The organism is Bacillus sp. BC08, from assembly GCF_054326875.1.
On the sequence record NZ_JBTGPA010000031.1, the window covers coordinates 1 to 20647 of the forward strand.

Genomic DNA, 20647 nt, shown 5'->3' on the forward strand with positions numbered 1-20647 from the left:
GGCAGTAAGACCCCCACCTCAAAATGCAGCGAAAGCAAAGAAGTTAGGTGGGGGATCAACTGCCCATAAAAGTCCGATTGGTGAGGGCTAATAATCAGTGGGGGATGAAGAAAACCCCCACTGATTAAAGTTTCACTTTATGCATTATTGATTAGCATTGCTTATTGTGCTAACGAATCAGGATAGTGTGGCGACCGACAAACTAAATAGTTGCTTATCCTCAATTATTAGAAGGGAAGTTCTATCATTTCGCGAATTTATTAGACATAGACGAGTGCTATAATTTTCTATATGTACATAAAGAGGTGACTACGCATGAATCAAAGACCGTCAGAAGAAGAATATGCCGGGAACTCCGGCGAATATATCCGTTTGGTGCCGGACGGTAACATCATCGACATTTTGCTCGCCCAGGAAAAGCAAATGACCGAGCTCCTGGCATCGTTGACCGAAAGCCAGGCCGCATATCGGTATGCGGAAGGAAAATGGACGCTGAAAGAAGTCGTGGGCCACATTGCCGACGCGGAACGCGTCATGACCTACCGCCTGCTCCGGTTTGCAAGAGGGGACCAGACGCCTTTGATCGGTTTCGATCAGGAATTGTTCCTGCCTCCTTTCGAAAGCTGGACAACCGAGCAATTGGCCGAAGACTACCGGGCCGTACGGCAATCAACGATCACATTGCTGCGCGGGCTACCGGCGGAGGCGTGGACCCGCAAGGGCATAGCCAACGACCTAGGCATTACGGTGCGCGCCCTCGCATATGGCATCGCAGGACACGAACTTCATCACATGGGGGTCATCCGAAATCGGTACTTGAGTTAATCGTCGGCTGAGGCCTTTGGAATGGAACTAACACCTCTCATACAACCTTAGATACCGTTCTTATTGGGGTCCCGCTCCACAACCATCAACTTAAGGATTTAGACTATTTTTGAAATTAAAAGCACATTACTATTCTCTTATGTTAATGAGAAAGGGTGACGTGCTTTTTATGAATATGTACGAAAAACAAGAGTTATCTTTATTTGCCGAAGAGTTATATCGATTTTTTTCATTTGGGGGTATTTGTTTTTCTTAGCTTGATGTTGATGGGGCACTACTCTATAATGGTCAAATTAAAATTTAAAACAGTTATAGAGACTCCATTCCTCGGAAATATTGTAACTATTAAGTTGTAAAAATAACCATAGTTTTTTATTTTTGAAAAGGCTATGGTCTTTTTAGTTGTAGCAAAGATATGATGTGAGGAAGTTTTTATAAATCAAAAAAATTTGATTAACTAGTTGCATAATAAATTAATCAGCGTATATACTATAAATATCAAAAAAAGTTGATGAAGGGAGAGTGAACTACAGTGGCGCAAGATTTTCAGCTCTATGAGAAAAAATTCAAAGCATTAGCGGATCAGAAGCGTTTAGAGATTATGTATGAACTTTGTCAGCGAGGCCAGACTTGTGTATGTGATTTAACAGAGGTTTTTGACATGACGCAATCTAAGTTGTCCTATCATTTAAAGATCTTATTAGATGCAGGTTTAATTGTAAAAGAAACAAAAGGTACGTGGAGTTATTATGATTTAAATGATGCGGAAGTAAATAATTTATTATCAGAAGAATTGTGCTGTATCTTTAGAAAAACAGGCAAAGGTAGTTGTTGTTAAAATTTTGCACTATTAATCAAAAAAAATTGATTAATAACATTATAAAGAGGAGGAATAAGCTATGAGATATGTTCACGTTGGTATAAATGTTACGGATTTAGAGAAGTCTATCGAATTCTACGAAAAGGTATTTGGTGTGTCACCAGTTAAGGTGAAAGTAGAGTATGCAAAGTTTTTATTAGAGACGCCAGGACTTAACTTCACGCTGAACGTAAGAGATGAAGTGAAGGGAAATCAGGTAAATCATTTCGGTTTCCAAGTGGATACTGCTGAAGAAATTACGTTACATAAAGAAAGATTAGAAAAAGAAGGTTTCTTTGCTCGTGATGAGATAGATACGACTTGTTGCTATGCGGTTCAAGATAAGTTTTGGGTAACAGATCCTGATGGGAACGAGTGGGAATTCTTTTATACGAAAGCACATAGTGATGTTCATAAAATAGAAGAGGCATCTTGTTGCACGACTTCTAACGTAGTAGAACAAAATTCTTGTTGTTAATAGGAGATGGAAAATAAAATGAAACGTTTATCTTTTCTAGATCGATATTTAACACTATGGATTTTTCTAGCTATGGCTGTTGGGATTGGTTTAGGGTTTGTATTTCCTAGTGTAGTAGACGGACTAAATACATTACAAGTTGGAACAACGTCTATCCCGCTAGCTGTTGGTTTAATTGTCATGATGTATCCACCATTAGCGAAAGTTCGCTACGAGGAAATGGGCCGTGTATTTAAAGATGTAAAAGTATTGGTTTTATCTTTAGTACAAAACTGGATTATCGGACCTGTACTTATGTTTGTTTTAGCAATTATTTTTCTTCCTGATAAGCCAGAATACATGGTCGGACTCATTATGATTGGTTTAGCACGCTGTATTGCAATGGTAATCGTTTGGAACGATCTTGCTGATGGGGATAAAGAGTATGCAGCAGGTTTAGTGGCTTTTAACTCCGTATTCCAAATGCTCTTTTTCTCGGTTTATGCATACGTGTTTGTAACAGTCATTCCAGAATGGTTAGGAATTGAAGGGGCTATTGTCGATATTACAATGATAGAAGTAGCAAAATCCGTATTTATCTATTTGGGAATTCCTTTTATAGCAGGTATGTTGACACGCTTTGTATTCGTTAAGTTAAAAGGAAGACAATGGTATGAAAAAGTATTTATACCGAAGATTAGTCCACTTACATTACTTGCACTACTATTTACAATCATCGTTATGTTCTCATTAAAAGGGGAAATGATTGTTAGCGTGCCACTAGATGTAGTAAGAATAGCGATTCCATTATTAATCTATTTTATTGTGATGTTTTTTGTTTCTTTCTTTATGGGAAGAAAAATTGGTGCAAACTATTCGGTAACTACAACGTTAGCATTTACAGCAGGTAGTAATAACTTTGAGTTAGCAATTGCTGTAGCAGTTGGTGTGTTTGGTATTCATTCAGGCGCAGCATTTGCAGCTGTTATCGGGCCGTTAGTAGAAGTACCTGTAATGATTGCACTTGTAAACGTCGCTTTTTGGTTTAAGCGAAAATATTTTAGTGATCAGCCAGTATAATTTAAAAACAAAGGCGGAAAACAACATGGAAAACAAAAAGACAATTTATTTCTTATGCACAGGAAATTCATGCCGAAGCCAAATGGCAGAAGCATGGGGCAAACAATATGTAGGTGATAAGTGGAATGTATATTCTGCAGGTATTGAAGCACACGGAGTAAATCCAAATGCTATTAAAGCGATGGAAGAAGTAAATATCGACATAACAAATCAAACATCAGATATAATTGATGCAAATATTTTAAATAACGCTGACCTAGTTGTTACCCTTTGTAGTCATGCGGATTCTGTTTGTCCGTCTACACCAAAACATGTGAATCGTGTTCACTGGGGATTCGATGACCCAGCAGGAAAAGAATGGTCTGAATTTCAACGTATTCGTGATGAAATTGGAGAACGTATAAAGAGATTTTCTGAAACAGGGGAGTAAATAAAGGAAAGAGCCAATCTTCTATCGTATAGGAGATTGGCTCTTTCCTTTATTAGTCATGACTGCATTGGTTCGCATAAATTACTGGAAAATAGAGGATCTTCTATTGGATTTCTAAAGTTAGAAATGTATTTAATCATGTAGGTGTTCACAAATAATAAAGTCATTTAAAAAATAATAAAGTTGTTTAGAATTAGAGATGGTATGATGAATAATCACACTATCTTTTTTATCTATAATTAGATAAAACGATTTTTGGATATTAAAATAAAGGGTAGTATATTAGCGCAAGGGGGAGAATGATGGATAAGTTGTTACAAGAAATTATAAATTGGTTAAAGATGAGAGATGAACAAATTGTTATCGGTATTTCAGGACATGGTGCAGCTGGAAAAACGACGTTTACTAATAGACTCGTAAAGCTACTAAATCAAAATGAAGTAAATTATATTAATACAGATCCTTACATTGTTAGTTCAGATATCCGCAAGCATGCAGTGATTCACTATACATATCAAAATGAAAATCATCGTTATAAAATGACAGCTTGTCATCCGGCGGCGCACCATTTGGCAGCTTTAGAAAGAGATATTCATATGGTTAGAGCTGGGCTAGATTTTTATACGATAGATACGCATTATATGAAAAGTAAGTTGATTTCTTCGGAAAATAAAGTAACGATTGTGGAAGGAATGAGCGCTGCTTTTATTAATCCTGATTTATTTGATTTGAAAATTTATTTTTATACAGATGGCGAAACGGAACTAATGAGAAGATCAAGCCGGGATATAGCTGAAAGGGGAGCCGATATAAATTATTTAAGGCAGTCTCATGAAGAACGCCGGATTCAATATGAAGTATTTATGCATTCGTATAGTCAGCGTTTTGATATAATTATCAAAACTTCGGATGAAACAATATGTTTAGAAAAAAATATATTTGAGTTTTATAAAGTTTAAATGAAAATCCTCAATTTGTTAATTGCATTATGACGGTTAATTTTTCTTATTTAGTACTTGTATTAAACAAATGTATTATTTAATCAATAATACATTCACTATGAAATAACTAGATTTTTAAAAAGATTTAGTAGCCTTCTTTCATCTACATAGACAGAAGGCTACTGTAATTTTGGCGGCAAAATTACATAACTGTATTATTGCTCACAGTAGGAGATGCATCTTAAAAATCCGCACTTTAAAAGGTTTTATTCGGAAATACAAAAATGAATTTTTGTATGTAAGGAGAATAGGATGAAACACATAATAAAAGACATATTAATAAACTACTTTAAAGAAATTCATTCACTACTAGTTGAAGAAGAACTACATAAGAACAGTTGGAATACAGATTTACACTACAAAATTATAGTGAATGGAAAGCGGTATTCCGCACGGTTTATTAATAGCAAGCGAACAATCAATCCAGCTTTTGGGACTTTATCAAATGAACAATTGAAAGAGCAAGTACGGTTTACGTATTATTTACGAGAGCATGGAATTCCGTTTATGCAGATTAAGGAGAATATGGCGGGGGATTGCTTTACATTACTCACTTGGAATGAGGAACAGTACCGGTTTGTATTGTCTACTTGGATTGAAGGGGAACATGTTACTCATTGTACAGAAACGATGGCAGGAGTCTTTGGAAAGGAAGCAAGAAAGATACATGATCTTTCTAGTACGTTTCAAAGCTCGATTTTTCAAAAGAAATCTCATTTAGATGGATATGGTGAGTTTATAAAGTTGTTAGAAAATAAAGGTGGTACATGTAAGGAATTGCAGAGGTATATGAATCTAGCTAAGTATCATTTTGAATGCGCACATACGAATGGTTTGGAGTTTATTGTGCAAACAGATTTAAATCCTTTAAATGTCATATGGAACTCCGATCAATGTGTAAAAGGAATTGTAGATTTTGAATCGATTGGATATGTAGATAGAATTGAAGGATTAGCCTTTTTAATAAAATGGTATTCCCGGACAGAAGGAATAGAGTCGCATGTAGTATGTTCGAAAGTTGCTAGTGCATTTTTAAAAGGGTATGGAGCTAATAATATTTTAACTTTAAATGATTGTAAAAGACTTTCTTCGTTGCTATGGTTATCCGGTAGTCTAAATTGGAACTTCGTTAAAAAGACAATGAGTCTATTAGGTGATGAAAGGGAATTAGTAGAACATTTGAGAGTTTATAAAATAAGGGGAGAAAGACTGTTGTCATTGTTAATTTGTAGATAACATTTATCCCGCATTAACGGGCAGTAAGACCCCCCCTCAAAATTCAGCGGAAGCAAAGAAGTTAGGTGGAAGGTCAACTGCCCGTAAAATCCCGATTGGTTCAACTAATAATCAGTGGGGGATGAACAAAACCCCCACTGATTAAAGTTTCACTTTATTCTTCTAATTTGGGATTCAAAAAAGAAATCATGTGAGGTGTTCAAAAAATGAAAATACAAATTGTATTGTTTGACGGTTTTGGAGAACTTGTCTCCTTTGCACCTTTTGAAGTATTGAAAAGAGCGATAGAAGAAGGAGCTCCGTTTACAGTTGAATTCGTTTCAAGTGAGCCGAAACAAGAGGTTACTACTTCATTTGGAGTTACGGTGAAATTACATGATTTTTTACGAATGGATAATCGCCCAGATTTGTTAATTGTACCTGGTGGTGGCTGGAATCATAAAGCTGAGCACGGGGCACGAAAGGAAGCAGAACTTGGTACTTTAACTAAAATCATTAGAGAGATGCACAACGAAGGTACGATTGTTGCGGGAGTTTGTACTGGAGGTATGTTACTAGCTACATCCGGTATATTGAATGGTAAAAAGGCGACAATGCATCATTTGGCGCAGAGTGAAATGAGTGAATATGGAGCAGAACTTCTTCCTTACAGAATTGTGGAGCAAGGGAATGTTATTACCGCAAGAGGAGTTACTTCAGGACTTGATTTAGGACTTTGGATCACGGAAAGATTTGCAAGTCCCAAAATTGCAGCTGCTGTTGAAAATAGAATGGAATACGAGCGGCGAGGTGTTGTTTGGAAGTGATTTGACTGTAATCATAGTTTTTTTGCTGTAGAGTGTATTAGATATTGTAAAAGAGAAAGAGCTAACTCATACGAGCAGGCTCTTTTTTTATGTATTCATTTTCTATGTTTAATAATTAGGCTGAATATAACCTAATTTTATTCCCTTCGTGACAGCTTCCAAAATGAGGGAAGTGCAACATAATGGACATAAACGTTGCTTATACATGTAAAGTAAGATGTCATAAAAATGAATAAAGACTGCTAATTTTCGTGCACTTTGATTATGTAGAAATAGGGGAGATGACATGAAAGACAATACGCCTAAGAAAATCTTATTTATTCAATCAGGCATTCCTTTTTATTACCCAATGATCGAAGAAGCAATTTTGAATAGTTTACAAAAGGTAAACAGTAATACAATTATGGTAAACCCAGAACGAGCAATAGAAACCGCATTAAAAATGAAACCAGATTTTATTTTGGTACTCGGTGGTTTAAACGAGGGAATTATTAGTGTCATGCCAGTACTAAAGAGTGCGGGTTTTACTACTGGACTTTGGCTGACAGATGATCCGTATTATACGGATGTAACACAACATCTTGTGCCGTATTATGATTACATATTTACGCAAGATTTAAATTGTATCAAGTTTTATAGAGGGTTAGGATGTAAGAATGTGTTTCATCTTCCGTTAGCAGCAAATCAAGATGTGTTTAAACCTTCTCAGAAAGAAGATACATATAAGTATGATCTTAGTTTTATAGGCACAGCATTTGAAAATAGACTTACCTTTGTTGATTCTATTTCAGAGTATTTAGTAGAAAAAAACATAAAAATTGTGGGGTTCGGTTGGGAGAAGTTAAAGAATTATGAACGATTAAAGGATAAAATACAAGTCTTGCCACTTGCGAAGTATGAGGATGCATTGCAATATTACGTATCGACTAAAATCAATATAAATTTACACCGTTCACCAAATGATCAGGAATTGAATTGTAATGCTGCAAATATCCAAGCATATTCAGTAAATAATAGGACGTTTGAAATTAATGCTGTAGGCTCTTTTCAATTAACTGATATACGACCAGATGTAGCGAAACATTACATACCAGGTGTTGAAATAGAAACTTTTAATAGTGCACGGGAGTTTATACAAAAAGCAGAGTATTATTTGGAACATGTACAAGAAAGAAAACAAATAGCAAAAAATGGACTGGAACGAACTTTGAGAAATCACACATACGATAAACGTATAGTACAATTATTACACTATATTAATTTCATAGGCGTGAAGATGTAGTCTAACCATTAACTTAAATGATAAGCGCTTAGTACTTTCTAACTTTCGTAGTCTATAAAGACCATTTACGAAAAAGGGATTTGGATAATTTTGTTGAAGTTATTTATTATGAAAAAATAATTTTACATTCAAACTAATTTATATCTAACAATTAGAGGAGATTAAAAATGAATCACTTTTTTGTAGAATTTGGTGAATATGAAGCAAGTGTTTGTGAATGGGGAGATAAAAGTAATCCTCAAATCATTTGTTTTCATGGTCTAGGAAGTACAAAATTAAGTTTTATAGAAATAGCGGAACTTTTAAAAGATAAATTTCATATTGTATCGTTTGATCTACCTGGACATGGGAAAACACCAAGTTTCGGGAAGGATGAAGATTACGGTGCATCTCATTTAACAAAATGGGTAGTAGCATTACTTGAGCAGCTAGGAAAAGAAACATTTCATATAGTAGCACATTCATGGGGAGCAAGCGTTGCGCTTCATTATGCAGCAGGATGCCCAGAAAAAGTGAATAAAATGGTATTGTTAGATGGTGGTTATCATCATGGTAAAATGAACGCGGATTATTTTGCGAATCTATATAAAGGTGCGAAAGAAGGAGAGTGCCCACCTCGGTCATTAGAAGAAGAAATCACCCATTACGAAAAAGATTTTGATGAATATATTTTTGGCAGTAAAGAAGCATTCATCCAATCAGAAAAAATGGTTTACAGCAGGTGGTCACCATTAATAGAACGTGCGGTTTACGATTTAATGCGAGAAGAAAATAGCAAAGTGAAATGGCATGCTACTGGCGATACCGCTAGAAGTGTAATTAAGTTTCAATATACGGTGTATAGAACGTTGAAATCGCATAAAATTAAAAACGATATTTTATTGTTGTATTGCGATCTTCCAGATAATTATTTGAAAATAAGAGAATTACAAATTGCGGAATTTAAGAAGCATATTGATATTACGACTAAGCTATATGCAGATACAGGGCACCTAATGCATTGGGATAGACCGGAAGAGATTGCCGAGGATGTTTTACATTGGTTCATATAAAGGAGGTCCGTTGTTCGAATTTGAGCAACGGATTTTCTTGATACGTTACCTGAAAAAGAAACAAGTATCTCTAAACTAGAGGAAAGTAAAAAATAAAGAAAAGAGGTTGCCAAAAAGTAACTATTCAGCGACTTTTTGGGACAACCTCTTCTTTTTGTTGTGGATTTTCAAGAAAATTTAGAATAAAATAAAAATATATTCACCTACCTATTATTCACTAATGAAAAGAGGCTAGCGAAATGCAACTGAAGTATGGGAAGCACATTAATATATTATCTATTGTTCTAACTTTGTTCTCTTTTTCTGTAATTGTAAGTTTCTCTACCTGGTTGAGTAGATATTCAATTCCCAACCTTTCTACAATACTTAAGGTAACAATGTTGAGTGCATTTATTCTTGGAATTATAGGGTTTAGACAAGAGAAAAGCGCACTAGCGATTATAATTATGGGAATATGTGCCTTTGCTCTAGTCGTTCTATATACTTATGCGGTTATAAGTTTTCTTGAGCATTAAGCACCAAAAAAAGAAACGAACATATATGTTCGTTTCTTTTTTTGGGATGATTATTATAAAATAGCCTCTTCTAATGATTGAGTGCTGAATCCAAGAATTAATTTTTGAATGTTATTTTCATGATCTTTTACAATGATATATGGAACGCCCTGTACGTTAAAGGATTCAAACTCTTCTTTTTTTCTGGGGCATTAGGGGGACCCCCATATTAGAAAAAATATATTTTGATGCGAATTTATGGTGTAAGCAAGAGCATGAAAGTTCTATCACCAATTCTTTTTTTGCTATAATAGATGCGTGGCAGAAAATAGATAGAAAGATACTGCTAGTACTTTATATTTAAAATGTAGGGAGATTGAACAGAGTTATGGGGAATGAAAAAGAAATTAGTTCCGCTAAATTAATATGGAAGATGACGCGCCCGCATACATTAACGGCGACGTTTTCTCCTGTAATTTTAGGAACAGTAGCATCACTTTATGTTACAGACATTCATTGGCTTTTATTTATTGCGATGATGGTTGCATGTTTAGCATTGCAAATAGCAACGAATTTATTTAACGAGTACTATGATTTCAAACGTGGATTAGATACCGCTGATTCTGTTGGGATTGGTGGTGGAATTGTCCGTCACGGATTGAAACCAAAAAATGTGTTAACAGTTGCGCTTTTATTGTATGTAGTAGCAGCAATTATTGGAGTTTATATTTGTATGAATAGCAGCTGGTGGTTAGTCATCATTGGTTTAATTGGGATGGCGGTTGGCTACTTATATACAGGTGGTCCATTACCAATTGCGTACACTCCGTTTGGAGAATTAGTTTCTGGATTGTTAATGGGGACATGTTTTGTACTCATCGCTTTCTTTATTCAAACGAATACGATAACGATTGAAAGTGTATTAATTTCCATTCCAATTGGAATTTTAGTCGGTGCAATCAACATGTCGAATAACATCCGAGATATCGAAGAAGATATTAAAGGTGGAAGAAAGACGTTAGTAATTCTCCTTGGGAGAGAAAAAGCAATAGTAACACTAGCTGTAGCCTTTTTCATTGCTTATTTATGGATCGCCGTAATTGTATTGATGGGTTATATAAGCCCTTGGGCATTAGTTATGTTCCTAGGTTTGAGAAAGCCAATCTCTGCCATTCAAAGTTTCCAAAAAGGAGCAAAGGATCCCGGGTATATGCGCATCGCAATGAAATCAACAGCGATGACAAATACGATTTTTGGTTTCTTATTATCAGCAGGATTATTAATTAGTTATCTGTTTTAAATAAAAACTATTGTTACGTGACTAAACCCCAATTTCTCGATTTTAATATAGAGAAATTGGGGGTTTATTTTGAGTTTTTTTACGTTATAAACTATTCTTATTTGAAATGAAAATACCAATAAATTGCAACTTCATCACTTGTTATATCCAAACCTTTATAAACAAGAAAATCAAATCCACCAATTACAAATCCGCATTTTTCATAAAATTTACATGCTGCGACATTATTATTTTGCGTTTCAAGCATAATACCGGGCATATTGTTTTCTTTTGCCCACTGCTTTGCTTGATCAACTAATCTTTTACCAACTCCGATTGTACGATATTTTTTATCCACCGCTATATCTTCTATGTAAGCATAGTGATTCCAATTCTTTTTCAATACTATGAATCCAATGATTTGGTTATGTAACAATGCTATGTAAATTACTTGATTCGGCTTATTTATATATTCATTGTACGCCAGTTCTTCATTATTATTTTGATTTTGTAAATAACTTTTTTCATAACTCGGAACGTCTTCTACTGTATATTCTATGCGTCTATTTACTTTTGAAAGAGAAAGAATTAACCGAGCATTCACTATAAAACTGTCATCAATCTCCGGGAAATTATCTAAATCATTTGTTTCTAACTCTCTAATTAAAAGGCTCATCGTGATACCTCCAAATCATATTATTTCTTCTGGTTCTTTATGTGATTCAAATTCATTCCAATTACAAAATTATAATAGAATTTCAATAGTAAGGCTATCTCTGCATTTTATCTTTATACCGGTATGCTATTATCTTGATATAACTATGTTGTATGTAGTAGTGCCGGAAATAGTGAAAGATTTCTAATTGGTTAACATATAAAATGAACTATTTCTTCCTAACAATAAAGTGAAACTTTAATAAGTGGGGGTTTTCTTCATCCCCACTGATTATTAGATGAACCAATCGGACTTTAATGGGCAGCCCGACCCCCAGCTAAATTCTTTGCTTTCGCTGCATTTTGAGGTGGGGTCTTACTGCCCATTAAAGCGGGATAAAATAAATCGTGGAGAAGATAAAGGATGCAAAGAACAATATTAATTGTAGAAGATGAAGATATTTTACGTGAAATTATGAAAGATTACTTATTAAACGAAGGGTATACCGTCTTAGAGGCGATGGATGGGAGAGACATCAGTTTGACGCATACAAAATTTGAAATAGTAACGTATCTCATGCGAAATCAAGGAATTGTAATTTTGAGAGAACAACTAATCAATAAAATATGGGGTTATGAATTCGCTGGGGATGATCGCACTGTTAATAGTCATATTCGTAATTTGCGTCATAAATTAGGACAAAAAGCAGCTTGTATTGTAACTGTTGTACGAGCTGGTTATAAATTTGAGGGATAAGTATGAAAAAAGGAATTGTATTAAAGTTATTTATATTAACAACAGCATTATGCACACTTATTTTAGTAACTATTTTTATCGGACAAACTATATTTTTTAAGCAATACTATGCAAATCGAAAAGTGAATGATATTAAAACAAATATTCAATCCTTTGAAAAAGCATATGTAAAAGCTGGAGATGATGCGAAAGCAATTCAAGAATTGGAACAAAATTTCTATCAAGAAAATGCGACATGGATTACAACGTTAGATCATGCAGGTAATATAAAATATGCAAATGATTTTTCTATAGAAATTCAATTAGATCCTAACAAAAATAAGAGATTTTCTGAACGTTCCATTCACATACCGTTGTATAGTTTTATCAATTTAGAAGATATACAAAGGATGAAATATAGTCTAGAACAAGGGAGCAATATTATTATCGACGGAGTACAGAAGGGGGATATAGCAGTCCCTGCGATGTTAACGATAAAAGAGAAAAATGTTGGGCTGGAGAACAAGCAACTGTCAGAAAGATTGTATGGGCCAAAAGCTGTATCTTCAAAAGAAAGTTCACAATTATATTTAGCAGGAATCATTCAAAACGTACAATTACCGGAGGGGACTGTAGGAACGAACTTTATATATGGAAATCGTGTGCTTATAGATAGAATAAAACAATTTCAGGTTGATTTATTATTGGATCAAAAATTTAATGATGTTACTTCTACAGAAATAATGGATTACGAAGAAAATGATATTAAATATAAGCTATTAATCAAGCCAACAAAAGACGCAGAGGGTAAGACAAACTATATATTTGCTATGACATCATTGCAACCAGTTGATGAAGCGGTGCAAATGATTAAGGATTATTATGTATATTTAATTATCTTTGTACTGATTTTAATTGTTTTGATATCGTTCTATTACTCAAAAAAAATCGCCAAGCCATTATTACAAATAAATGATACTACAAAAAAAATTGCAGGTTTAGATTTCTCAGAGACGATACCTATTACGACAAAGGATGAAATAGGTGATTTATCACAAAATATTAATACACTTTCTAAAGCTTTGCATTCGTATATTCATCAATTGCAGCAAGATATAGAGAAAGAAAAGCAATTAGAAAATACACGTAAAGAATTTATCGCGGGTGTTTCACATGAATTAAAAACACCTTTAAGTATTATGAAGAGCTGTATTTCAATTTTGGAGGATGGCGTTGCTAGTAATAAAAAGGAGTATTACTTTAAAGCAATGTCAAAAGAAGTAGATAAAATGGATATGCTCATTATTGATATGCTCGAGTTAGCAAAATTCGAATCTGGTACGTATAAAATGGAAATGGATGTCTTCCATATTGATGAGATGATTGATTATATATGTGAGCAATTAACCGCAGATATAACAGCTAAGCAATTACATGTTCATAAACAACTTTCTAAAATTGAAGTTGTTGCAAACCAGCATCGCATAGAACAAGTTATAACAAATTTTATTACGAATGCGATTCGTTACACGCCAGAACAGGAGAATATTATTATTTCTACAATAGAAGAGCATGAACGTGTAAAAGTATGTGTAGAAAATAAAGGGGCTCATATCGCGCCAGAACACATAGCAAAAATATGGGATCGTTTTTATCGAGGAGATACGTCTCGTCAACGCTCAAAAGGTGGAACAGGATTAGGCCTTGCTATTTCAAAAAATATATTAGAGCTGCATGGCGCGGAATATGGTGTTTTGAATACAGAAGATGGAGTATTATTTTTCTTCTATTTAAATAAAAACGCGTAGAATTTATTCTACACGTTTTTATTATTTTTAAACAAAATCGACATTATCTGCATTTTATCTTTATCAGCATTCATTACTATTTTCATTAGAAACAGAATGAAAAGTTGATAAGGAGATTGTTAAAATGAAAAAAAGAGCGATATTGCTTTTGCTTATTATAATAATAATGGGTACAGGCGTTAGTTTCATACATGCTAAAGGGCACAAAAATATATCAAAAGAGGATTTACGATTAAAAGGAAAAACTATTGTAATTGATCCGGGGCACGGTGGAGGAGATAGAGGGACGAAAGGAAAGAAATTTGGAACGATTGAAAAAGAACTAAATTTAAAAGTAGCACAAAATATAAAGAAAGAATTAGAAGAAAGAACGGATGCACAAGTTATATTAACACGTGAAAAAGATACGAGTTTACTTCCCGAAACAAAACAAAAAGAAGAATTACAAGCGCGTGTCAAAGTAGCGAAAGAACATGCGGCGGATCTTTATATTAGCATTCACCATGATGCTTTTGAGGATACCAATGTACAAGGAATAACAACTCATTATGGATCTAATAAAAGGAAAGATAAAAAATTAGCTAAGATCGTACAAGAAGCTATTTTTGATCAAAATATAGACAGCCGAGATCGAGGTGTTCATGGAAGTGATTTTCTTGTCTTACGAGAAAATCCTTCTCCAGCTATCTTAATTGAATTAGGATTTACATCTAATGTGAGTGATGAAAAAAGAATGAATTCAGAAGAATTCCAAGCAAAATCGCAAAAAGGAATTGTGGATGGCATTATTAATTATTTTACGATGTAATAAAATAGGCAAGTAGAAAAATACTATTCTTTCTAAATCTTAATTAGAAAGAGTAGTATTTTTTATTTTGAGTGTATATCCAGTTTTCAAATTTAAGAATTAACTTTATTCTTTAACTGATTTCGACATTATCTGCATTTTATCTTTATCATTCTCTATTAATCTATGTATTGTAAACACCGGTTGAAACTAACGATTCAGTCGAGTAAAGGCTCAGCCTTTTAAATAATGAATATAAAAATTAATAGAGAAAGGATCGAAAAATAATGAAAGAATCACAAAGTAAGAAAAAAACAAGTCGATTAACTAAGGTAATAATATCTCTAGGAGTTGTTTTAGCAACGATCTTTTTCACCTTCTTTTTAATTGGGAAATGGAACTCTACCCCAGCGAAGGGAGTAGCTAATGAAAGTAGTAATCAAGTTAATACGCAACAACAAGAAAAGAAAAAAGAAACAACACCGGCAAAACAGAAAAGACCTGATGGAAAACCGGTAGGAAAGGTTGTGTATTTAACATTCGATGACGGTCCTAGCGAATTAACTGGGAAATTTTTAGATGTACTAAAAGAGCAAAATGTTGCTTCGACATTTTTTATGCAAGGTAGCAATTTACAAAATACAGGTTTTCAGGAAAACGTAAAAAGAGCGGTAAAAGAAGGACATTATATTGGTGCACATAGTATGACACATAATAGTGATAAGCTATACAAAAAGGGACAATTTGTACCAGAGATGAAAGAAACGTTAGATCTTATCCATAATATTACGGGTACATCTCCTAAACTAGTCCGTCCACCATATGGATCTGCACCAGGATTAAAGGGCGAGGAAATTCGTAATCAAATTGTAGAAGCAGCAATAAAAGTTTGGGATTGGACAATAGACTCAAATGATTGGAAATTAAAAGATAATCCAACTCAGATTATCGAAAATGTAAAGAAACAAACAACAGAAGAAGTAGAAGTTGTTTTAATGCATGAAAAGGCGCAAACATTACAAGCACTTCCTGAAATTATTAAATTTTATAAAGAGCAAGGATATGAATTTGGGGTATATAATGATGAAGATCATTTTCGTTTAAATTTCCAGAAAGATCAACGTTTATAGTATGAACATAGTTATCTTAAAAAGGTGTTTTTATTACTAAATCAATAATTAATCAACAAGTCGATTTCCTATATGATAAAGAAATCGGCTCTTTTTTTATAAAGTTGACTTTTTTATTAAAAGGGTTTATTCTACTTGTGCAAGTGACAACTTGCATTCGAGTTTGGATGTTGGATAAAGATTATGTGAAAGTTGGATGAAACGTGAATGAAATGACAAATACATCAGAACGTATTATTGAGGCTTTTTTAGAACTATTCCGCACTCATGGCTATAAAGGAACGACGACCCGCGCAATTTCGGAACTAGCGGGCGTAAACGAAGTAACCATCTTTCGGAATTTCGGAAGTAAAAAGAATATTATGGAAAAAGCTGTTGAATCCTTATCACGTGATATGGAATTGAATAAATTAATGCCTGGAGAGATGACTTGGAATCTTGAAAATGACCTGCTGTCTATTGCAGAAGGATATCTTGCATATATAGAAAAATTAAAGGATTTAATTTTGATTAGTTTTCAGGAAGCTGAAATGTTCCCAGAGCTCAAAGAAAAAATTGCATTAATTCCTAAACAATTAAAAGATAATTTGGTTGTATATTTCATTGAGATGAGAGAAAAGGGGAAGCTTATTGAAACTGATATGGAAGCCCAGGCGATGAACTTTATTTGGATGAATTTCGGTTACTTTCTTTCTAACTCACGCTTCGGTGACAATTTATTTTCAAATTCAAAAGAGACTTTTCTAAAACATAGTGTCCAACTATTTTCTAGGGGGTTAACTCCCTAGTTCTTTTTTTACACCCGATGCAAGTAAGTACTTGCTATAATAAACCAACAAGGAGTACGACAATGAAAACTTTAAAAAATTTCTTTAAATTCCCCCCAACATTCATTGGAATTGCAACAGCATTTGCCTTTCTGTTAATTTTCTTTTGTGTGTGGATGACTGCATACGATGGTGTTACTGATCGGGTAAACCAATTAAAAGTTGGGTTAGTTAATGAAGATAATCAAATAGGAGCCGATATTGAAAAAAACTTGAAGGAAAATCTGCCCTTTAAAGTTAAAAGCTATGGCTCTGTAACGCATGCCAAAGAAGATATGGATAACCGTAATTTAGATATGGTTATTCAAATTCCTGCAAATTTCTCAAGTCTATTGAAAGAAGATAATACTGCAGAGATTAATTATTTCATCAATCAAGCGAATTCATCTTTGACAAAGCAGATTATGGAAGGCGCGACAAAAGATATTACGCAAACAATTAATAAAAATGTATATACGTATAAACAAAAACTTATTTCTTCCAACTTATCTAAAGAACTAAGTACAGTGATACCATCAGAAGAGGTAGCTCAAAATGTATCAGAAAGCATTAAGAAAGTGTTACATTCGTTAAACGTTGATTCTGTGCAATCATCTGTCAAAAAAACAAACAATACAGACGGCTTTGCAGCAACCATGATTCCATTTTTAATTGTTCTTGCTTCATGGGTTGGAGCTATGCTTATGAGTTTAAATCTTAATATTGTTGCAACAATATTAAAAAACACTCACGGAAAATGGTCTATATTTTTATCAAGACAAGTTATTAATATTGTTGTATCTGTTATTTTAGCTATTATCACGTTATTATTAATGATCTTATTTAATATCAAATTGAATACAAGCTTGTTTGAAACATGGATATTCCAAACTCTTGTCTTTTTCTCTTTCTTAAGCGTAACACAAATGTTCATCGTTCTATTCGGTCCTGCTGGTATGATGTTTAATATCATATCACTGTCAGTACAATTAGTTACTTTTGGGGTAATTGTTCCAAAAGCGTTACTATCAAGTTTTTATCAAACTGTAGGTTCTCTTTTCCCTGGAACTTATGTAGCTGACGGGTATCAAACAATAATTTTTGGAGGGGGAAATCTATCACACGATATGAATATTCTTCTTTGCACTTCAATTATTACCATTTTTATAGCAGTGGGGAGAATTATGCTGCAAAGAGATAGTAAAAGTGAATTGATCAAACAAACTGCCAACAGATAAAAAGTTTATGGTACATTAGATGATGATGCACTAGAAATCGAGAGGATCTCTATATAAAAAGCACGTTTCAAAAAAATGTGCTTGATAGACATCTATTAAATAGAGCGATTGAAATTGCGATTGAACATAATAAAAAGAAAATTTGGCTAGGCACTTGAGAAAAGAATGAAAATGGGGTTTGTCCAAGTTGGAGCCCACTCTTTTTATAGGGGGTTATGAGGAACAAATAGACTTTATAATGACTAAAACACTTATATAACTTTGAAGTGCACCCGGATTGCTAAACACAGTCTAACAATCGAGGGGCACTTTTTTTATAGTCAAATTCTCTTAGCGTACGAAATTCGCGATTTTCCCCGTAGCGAAATAGGAATTACATGCTCTAACCGCATTCAATTAGTAAATGACCAGCACTCATTGTCCTCTGTACATGAAATAAATTTGGTTTGTAATATAATCTGAACTAAAATGAAGTCCATTTTTTATCCACCACATAATGATTCCTACCAATGAAGCGGTTTTAATCTCAATGGCAACATAATCTTCAGGTAGCTCTGTCTCACTATTATTTCTGCGCGTTTCTACTAATTTCTTTATTAATAGAAATAATTGTTCCTCAAAATGATTCATATTAAATAAAACAGATAAATAATTTCGATGAATATATAAATAATCAAGCAATTGTGTGAGCTGTTGTTTTTCTGATAAATTGCTTACGTGTATTAAAGCGGTAATTTTATTAGAAAGTTCGTTTAAAATTTCATCAGTGAGTTGCATGAGTAAATCCTGAATATCCTGATAGTGTAAGTAAAATGTTGTCCGATTTAACCCAGCTTTGTTTGCTATTTTCTGGACTGTTAAATTTGAAATAGTGGATTCCTCTTGTAAAAGGGAATAGACGGCATTTTTAAACATTTCTCTTGAACGAAGTGTACGAGGATCCTCTTTTTTTGATGTAGACATTTTTAAACTCCTTTATAGATTTTTCTTTGACTTTCTCGACACAGCATATTTCTAATGTCGATTAATGAACATTTTCAACAAAATTGTTTATGGTCAGGAATATGTATCTTTGTTACTATGAATTTTATCGACACTGTGTCGATAATGCAACTATAGAAAAAGGGAGTTTAGAAATGGAGAAGGGAATAACAGAAAAAAATAAAAAGGTTTTATTAATTGTACTAATTGCTGGCTGTTTTTTATCAACATTAAACCAGACGTTACTGAATGTAGCGATGAGTAATTTAATGGAGGTATTTGATGTTACGGCTGCCACTGTACAATGGCTATCAACAGGTTTTATGCTCGTAAACGGTGTGTTAGTGCCAATTACAGCATTTTTAATGAAACGTTTTACAACGAGGCAATTATTTACTAGCTCAATGTTCTTTTTATTCATCGGAACATTACTATGTGCCGGTGCTATAAATTTTAGCATGCTATTAACAGGAAGAATGATTCAAGCAATTGGGGCAGGAATTATTATGCCGCTCATGATGACAGTTATTTTATATTTATACCCTAGTGAAAAGCGTGGGAGTATTATGGGAACCATTGGCTTTGCTATAATTTTTGCGCCAGCTATCGCTCCAACATTATCTGGTTTTATTATTGAATATGTATCATGGAGATGGTTATTTATTGGATTAGCTCCATTTGTATTAATCGTCATTATTCTTGCGCTGAAATATTTAATGAACGTTACAGATACGACAAAAGCAAGTTTGGATATTGTAAGTGTCATTTTATCAACGATTGGTTTTGGTTGTATTTTATTTGGATTCAGTAGTGCGGGAAGCAAGGGATGGGATCATCCGATTGTTATTACAACAATTATTACTGGGATAATTGTTACAGCACTATTTTGCTTACGTCAAATAAAATCTAAGAATCCACTATTAAATTTATCCGTATTTAAGTATAAAATTTTTACTCTTACATCAGTGATTAACGTACTCATCACGATGATTATGTATGCTGATTTAATTCTTTTACCGATATACTTACAAAATGGAAGAGGCTTTACCGCATTTGAATCAGGTTTACTTCTATTACCTGGGGCTGTCATTAATGCATTCTTATCACCTATTACAGGTAAAATGTATGATAAATACGGGGCAAAACCACTCTTCATTACAGGATTAGTATTAATCATTATTTCGATGTGGGATGCAATTGATTTAACTGAATCCACAACGTATATGTATTTAATGGTGCGTACTATTATTTTACGGGTTGGATTAAGTTTCATTTCGATGCCTTTAAATACAGCAGGATTAAATGCTTTACCTAGAGAATTAGGTTCACATGGTTCAGCGGTAAATAATACGATTCGTCAATTAGCAGGTGCTATCGGAACAGCAGTTGTTATTACTGTATATACGGCTCAAGCAACTTCACATGCTTCCGAGTTATCTTTGGAAAATGGAAACATTACAGCTATTCAACTAGCGAAATTATCTTCTGTTTTCGGCTCAAGTGATGCGTATCTATTTATGTTATTCTTGTCTTTCGTAGCATTAATTTTTGCGTGTTTCATGCCTAAAAAAGTGGCGACTCAAAAACTTGAAAGAAAAGCAAGTAATTAGAATAGTTTATCGAAACAATATAAAAAGGACTCTTAAATTTATAAGAGTTCTTTTTTGCAATTACTATAATTTCTACTTAGGAATTGAAAATAAAAT

Annotated in this window: 21 protein-coding genes and 1 pseudogene; 20 read left to right on the top strand and 2 right to left on the bottom strand. The window is 33.7% G+C overall.

Annotation, left to right across the window (positions count from 1 at the left end):
• The first annotated feature begins 315 nt into the window (after nt 1-315).
• The 12 genes from ACXVYO_RS10630 to menA all read left to right on the top strand — a co-directional run bounded on the left by ACXVYO_RS10630 (nt 316) and on the right by menA (nt 10822).
• The gene (locus tag ACXVYO_RS10630) at nt 316-825 is read left to right on the top strand and encodes a DinB family protein (RefSeq protein ID WP_458466954.1); all 510 of its coding nucleotides are present in this window, start codon (nt 316-318) and stop codon (nt 823-825) included.
• Between the two features lie 532 nt (nt 826-1357).
• Complete coding sequence (gene arsR, locus ACXVYO_RS10635; RefSeq protein ID WP_025708626.1) at nt 1358-1663, top strand: arsenical resistance operon transcriptional regulator ArsR; 306 nt, start codon at nt 1358-1360, stop codon at nt 1661-1663.
• Nucleotides 1664-1724: 61 nt separating this feature from the next.
• Complete coding sequence (locus ACXVYO_RS10640; RefSeq protein WP_458466955.1) at nt 1725-2162, top strand: ArsI/CadI family heavy metal resistance metalloenzyme; 438 nt, start codon at nt 1725-1727, stop codon at nt 2160-2162.
• Nucleotides 2163-2180: 18 nt separating this feature from the next.
• The gene (gene arsB / locus ACXVYO_RS10645) at nt 2181-3221 is read left to right on the top strand and encodes an ACR3 family arsenite efflux transporter (RefSeq protein WP_458466956.1); all 1041 of its coding nucleotides are present in this window, start codon (nt 2181-2183) and stop codon (nt 3219-3221) included.
• A gap of 25 nt (nt 3222-3246) precedes the next feature.
• Nucleotides 3247-3651, top strand: a complete 405-nt coding sequence (arsC, locus tag ACXVYO_RS10650) for an arsenate reductase (thioredoxin) (protein WP_061656580.1) — start codon at nt 3247-3249, stop codon at nt 3649-3651.
• A 302-nt stretch (nt 3652-3953) separates the two neighbouring features.
• Nucleotides 3954-4610, top strand: a complete 657-nt coding sequence (locus tag ACXVYO_RS10655) for a uridine kinase family protein (RefSeq protein WP_098603276.1) — start codon at nt 3954-3956, stop codon at nt 4608-4610.
• 294 nt (nt 4611-4904) lie between these two features.
• A complete protein-coding gene (locus ACXVYO_RS10660; RefSeq protein ID WP_458466957.1) occupies nt 4905-5888 on the top strand; it encodes a phosphotransferase in 984 nt (327 codons plus the stop codon).
• A 206-nt stretch (nt 5889-6094) separates the two neighbouring features.
• On the top strand, nt 6095-6694 hold the full coding sequence (locus ACXVYO_RS10665; RefSeq protein WP_458466958.1) for a DJ-1/PfpI family protein: 600 nt from the start codon (nt 6095-6097) through the stop codon (nt 6692-6694).
• A 286-nt stretch (nt 6695-6980) separates the two neighbouring features.
• Nucleotides 6981-7976 carry a CgeB family protein gene (locus tag ACXVYO_RS10670; RefSeq protein WP_458466959.1) on the top strand — a complete coding sequence of 332 codons (996 nt, stop codon included), beginning with the start codon at nt 6981-6983 and terminating at the stop codon, nt 7974-7976.
• 167 nt (nt 7977-8143) lie between these two features.
• Nucleotides 8144-9028 (top strand): alpha/beta fold hydrolase, encoded by an 885-nt coding sequence (locus tag ACXVYO_RS10675; protein ID WP_458466960.1) that lies wholly within the window; start codon nt 8144-8146, stop codon nt 9026-9028.
• 239 nt (nt 9029-9267) lie between these two features.
• On the top strand, nt 9268-9543 hold the full coding sequence (locus ACXVYO_RS10680; protein WP_042514860.1) for a hypothetical protein: 276 nt from the start codon (nt 9268-9270) through the stop codon (nt 9541-9543).
• A 367-nt stretch (nt 9544-9910) separates the two neighbouring features.
• Entirely contained in the window at nt 9911-10822 is a 912-nt protein-coding gene (menA, locus tag ACXVYO_RS10685; protein ID WP_458466961.1) for a 1,4-dihydroxy-2-naphthoate polyprenyltransferase, read from the top strand.
• Nucleotides 10823-10919: 97 nt separating this feature from the next.
• Here menA and satA read toward each other — a convergent pair whose 3' ends face one another.
• Entirely contained in the window at nt 10920-11477 is a 558-nt protein-coding gene (gene satA / locus ACXVYO_RS10690) for a streptothricin N-acetyltransferase SatA (protein WP_458466962.1), read from the bottom strand.
• Nucleotides 11478-11879: 402 nt separating this feature from the next.
• Here satA and ACXVYO_RS10695 point away from each other — a divergent pair, with 402 nt between their 5' ends.
• The 7 genes and pseudogenes from ACXVYO_RS10695 to ACXVYO_RS10725 all read left to right on the top strand — a co-directional run.
• On the top strand, nt 11880-12212 hold the full coding sequence (locus tag ACXVYO_RS10695; protein WP_458466963.1) for a DNA-binding response regulator: 333 nt from the start codon (nt 11880-11882) through the stop codon (nt 12210-12212).
• Nucleotides 12213-12214: 2 nt separating this feature from the next.
• Nucleotides 12215-13999, top strand: a complete 1785-nt coding sequence (locus tag ACXVYO_RS10700) for a sensor histidine kinase (protein WP_458466964.1) — start codon at nt 12215-12217, stop codon at nt 13997-13999.
• Nucleotides 14000-14123: 124 nt separating this feature from the next.
• Nucleotides 14124-14807 carry an N-acetylmuramoyl-L-alanine amidase family protein gene (locus ACXVYO_RS10705; RefSeq protein ID WP_458466965.1) on the top strand — a complete coding sequence of 228 codons (684 nt, stop codon included), beginning with the start codon at nt 14124-14126 and terminating at the stop codon, nt 14805-14807.
• 266 nt (nt 14808-15073) lie between these two features.
• Entirely contained in the window at nt 15074-15916 is an 843-nt protein-coding gene (locus ACXVYO_RS10710; protein ID WP_458466966.1) for a polysaccharide deacetylase family protein, read from the top strand.
• Nucleotides 15917-16119: 203 nt separating this feature from the next.
• Nucleotides 16120-16704 (top strand): TetR/AcrR family transcriptional regulator, encoded by a 585-nt coding sequence (locus tag ACXVYO_RS10715; protein ID WP_458466967.1) that lies wholly within the window; start codon nt 16120-16122, stop codon nt 16702-16704.
• Nucleotides 16705-16766: 62 nt separating this feature from the next.
• Complete coding sequence (locus ACXVYO_RS10720) at nt 16767-17960, top strand: YhgE/Pip domain-containing protein (RefSeq protein WP_458466968.1); 1194 nt, start codon at nt 16767-16769, stop codon at nt 17958-17960.
• Nucleotides 17961-17975: 15 nt separating this feature from the next.
• Nucleotides 17976-18219, top strand: a pseudogene (locus ACXVYO_RS10725) (GNAT family N-acetyltransferase); the annotation flags it as partial.
• Nucleotides 18220-18374: 155 nt separating this feature from the next.
• On the opposite strand, the gene ACXVYO_RS10730 reads toward ACXVYO_RS10725, so the two are convergent.
• Nucleotides 18375-18923 (bottom strand): TetR/AcrR family transcriptional regulator, encoded by a 549-nt coding sequence (locus tag ACXVYO_RS10730; protein WP_044584625.1) that lies wholly within the window; start codon nt 18921-18923, stop codon nt 18375-18377.
• Between the two features lie 173 nt (nt 18924-19096).
• Between ACXVYO_RS10730 and ACXVYO_RS10735 the strand changes: the two genes are divergently transcribed.
• Nucleotides 19097-20551 (top strand): DHA2 family efflux MFS transporter permease subunit, encoded by a 1455-nt coding sequence (locus ACXVYO_RS10735; protein WP_458466969.1) that lies wholly within the window; start codon nt 19097-19099, stop codon nt 20549-20551.
• Nucleotides 20552-20647 lie beyond the last annotated feature (96 nt).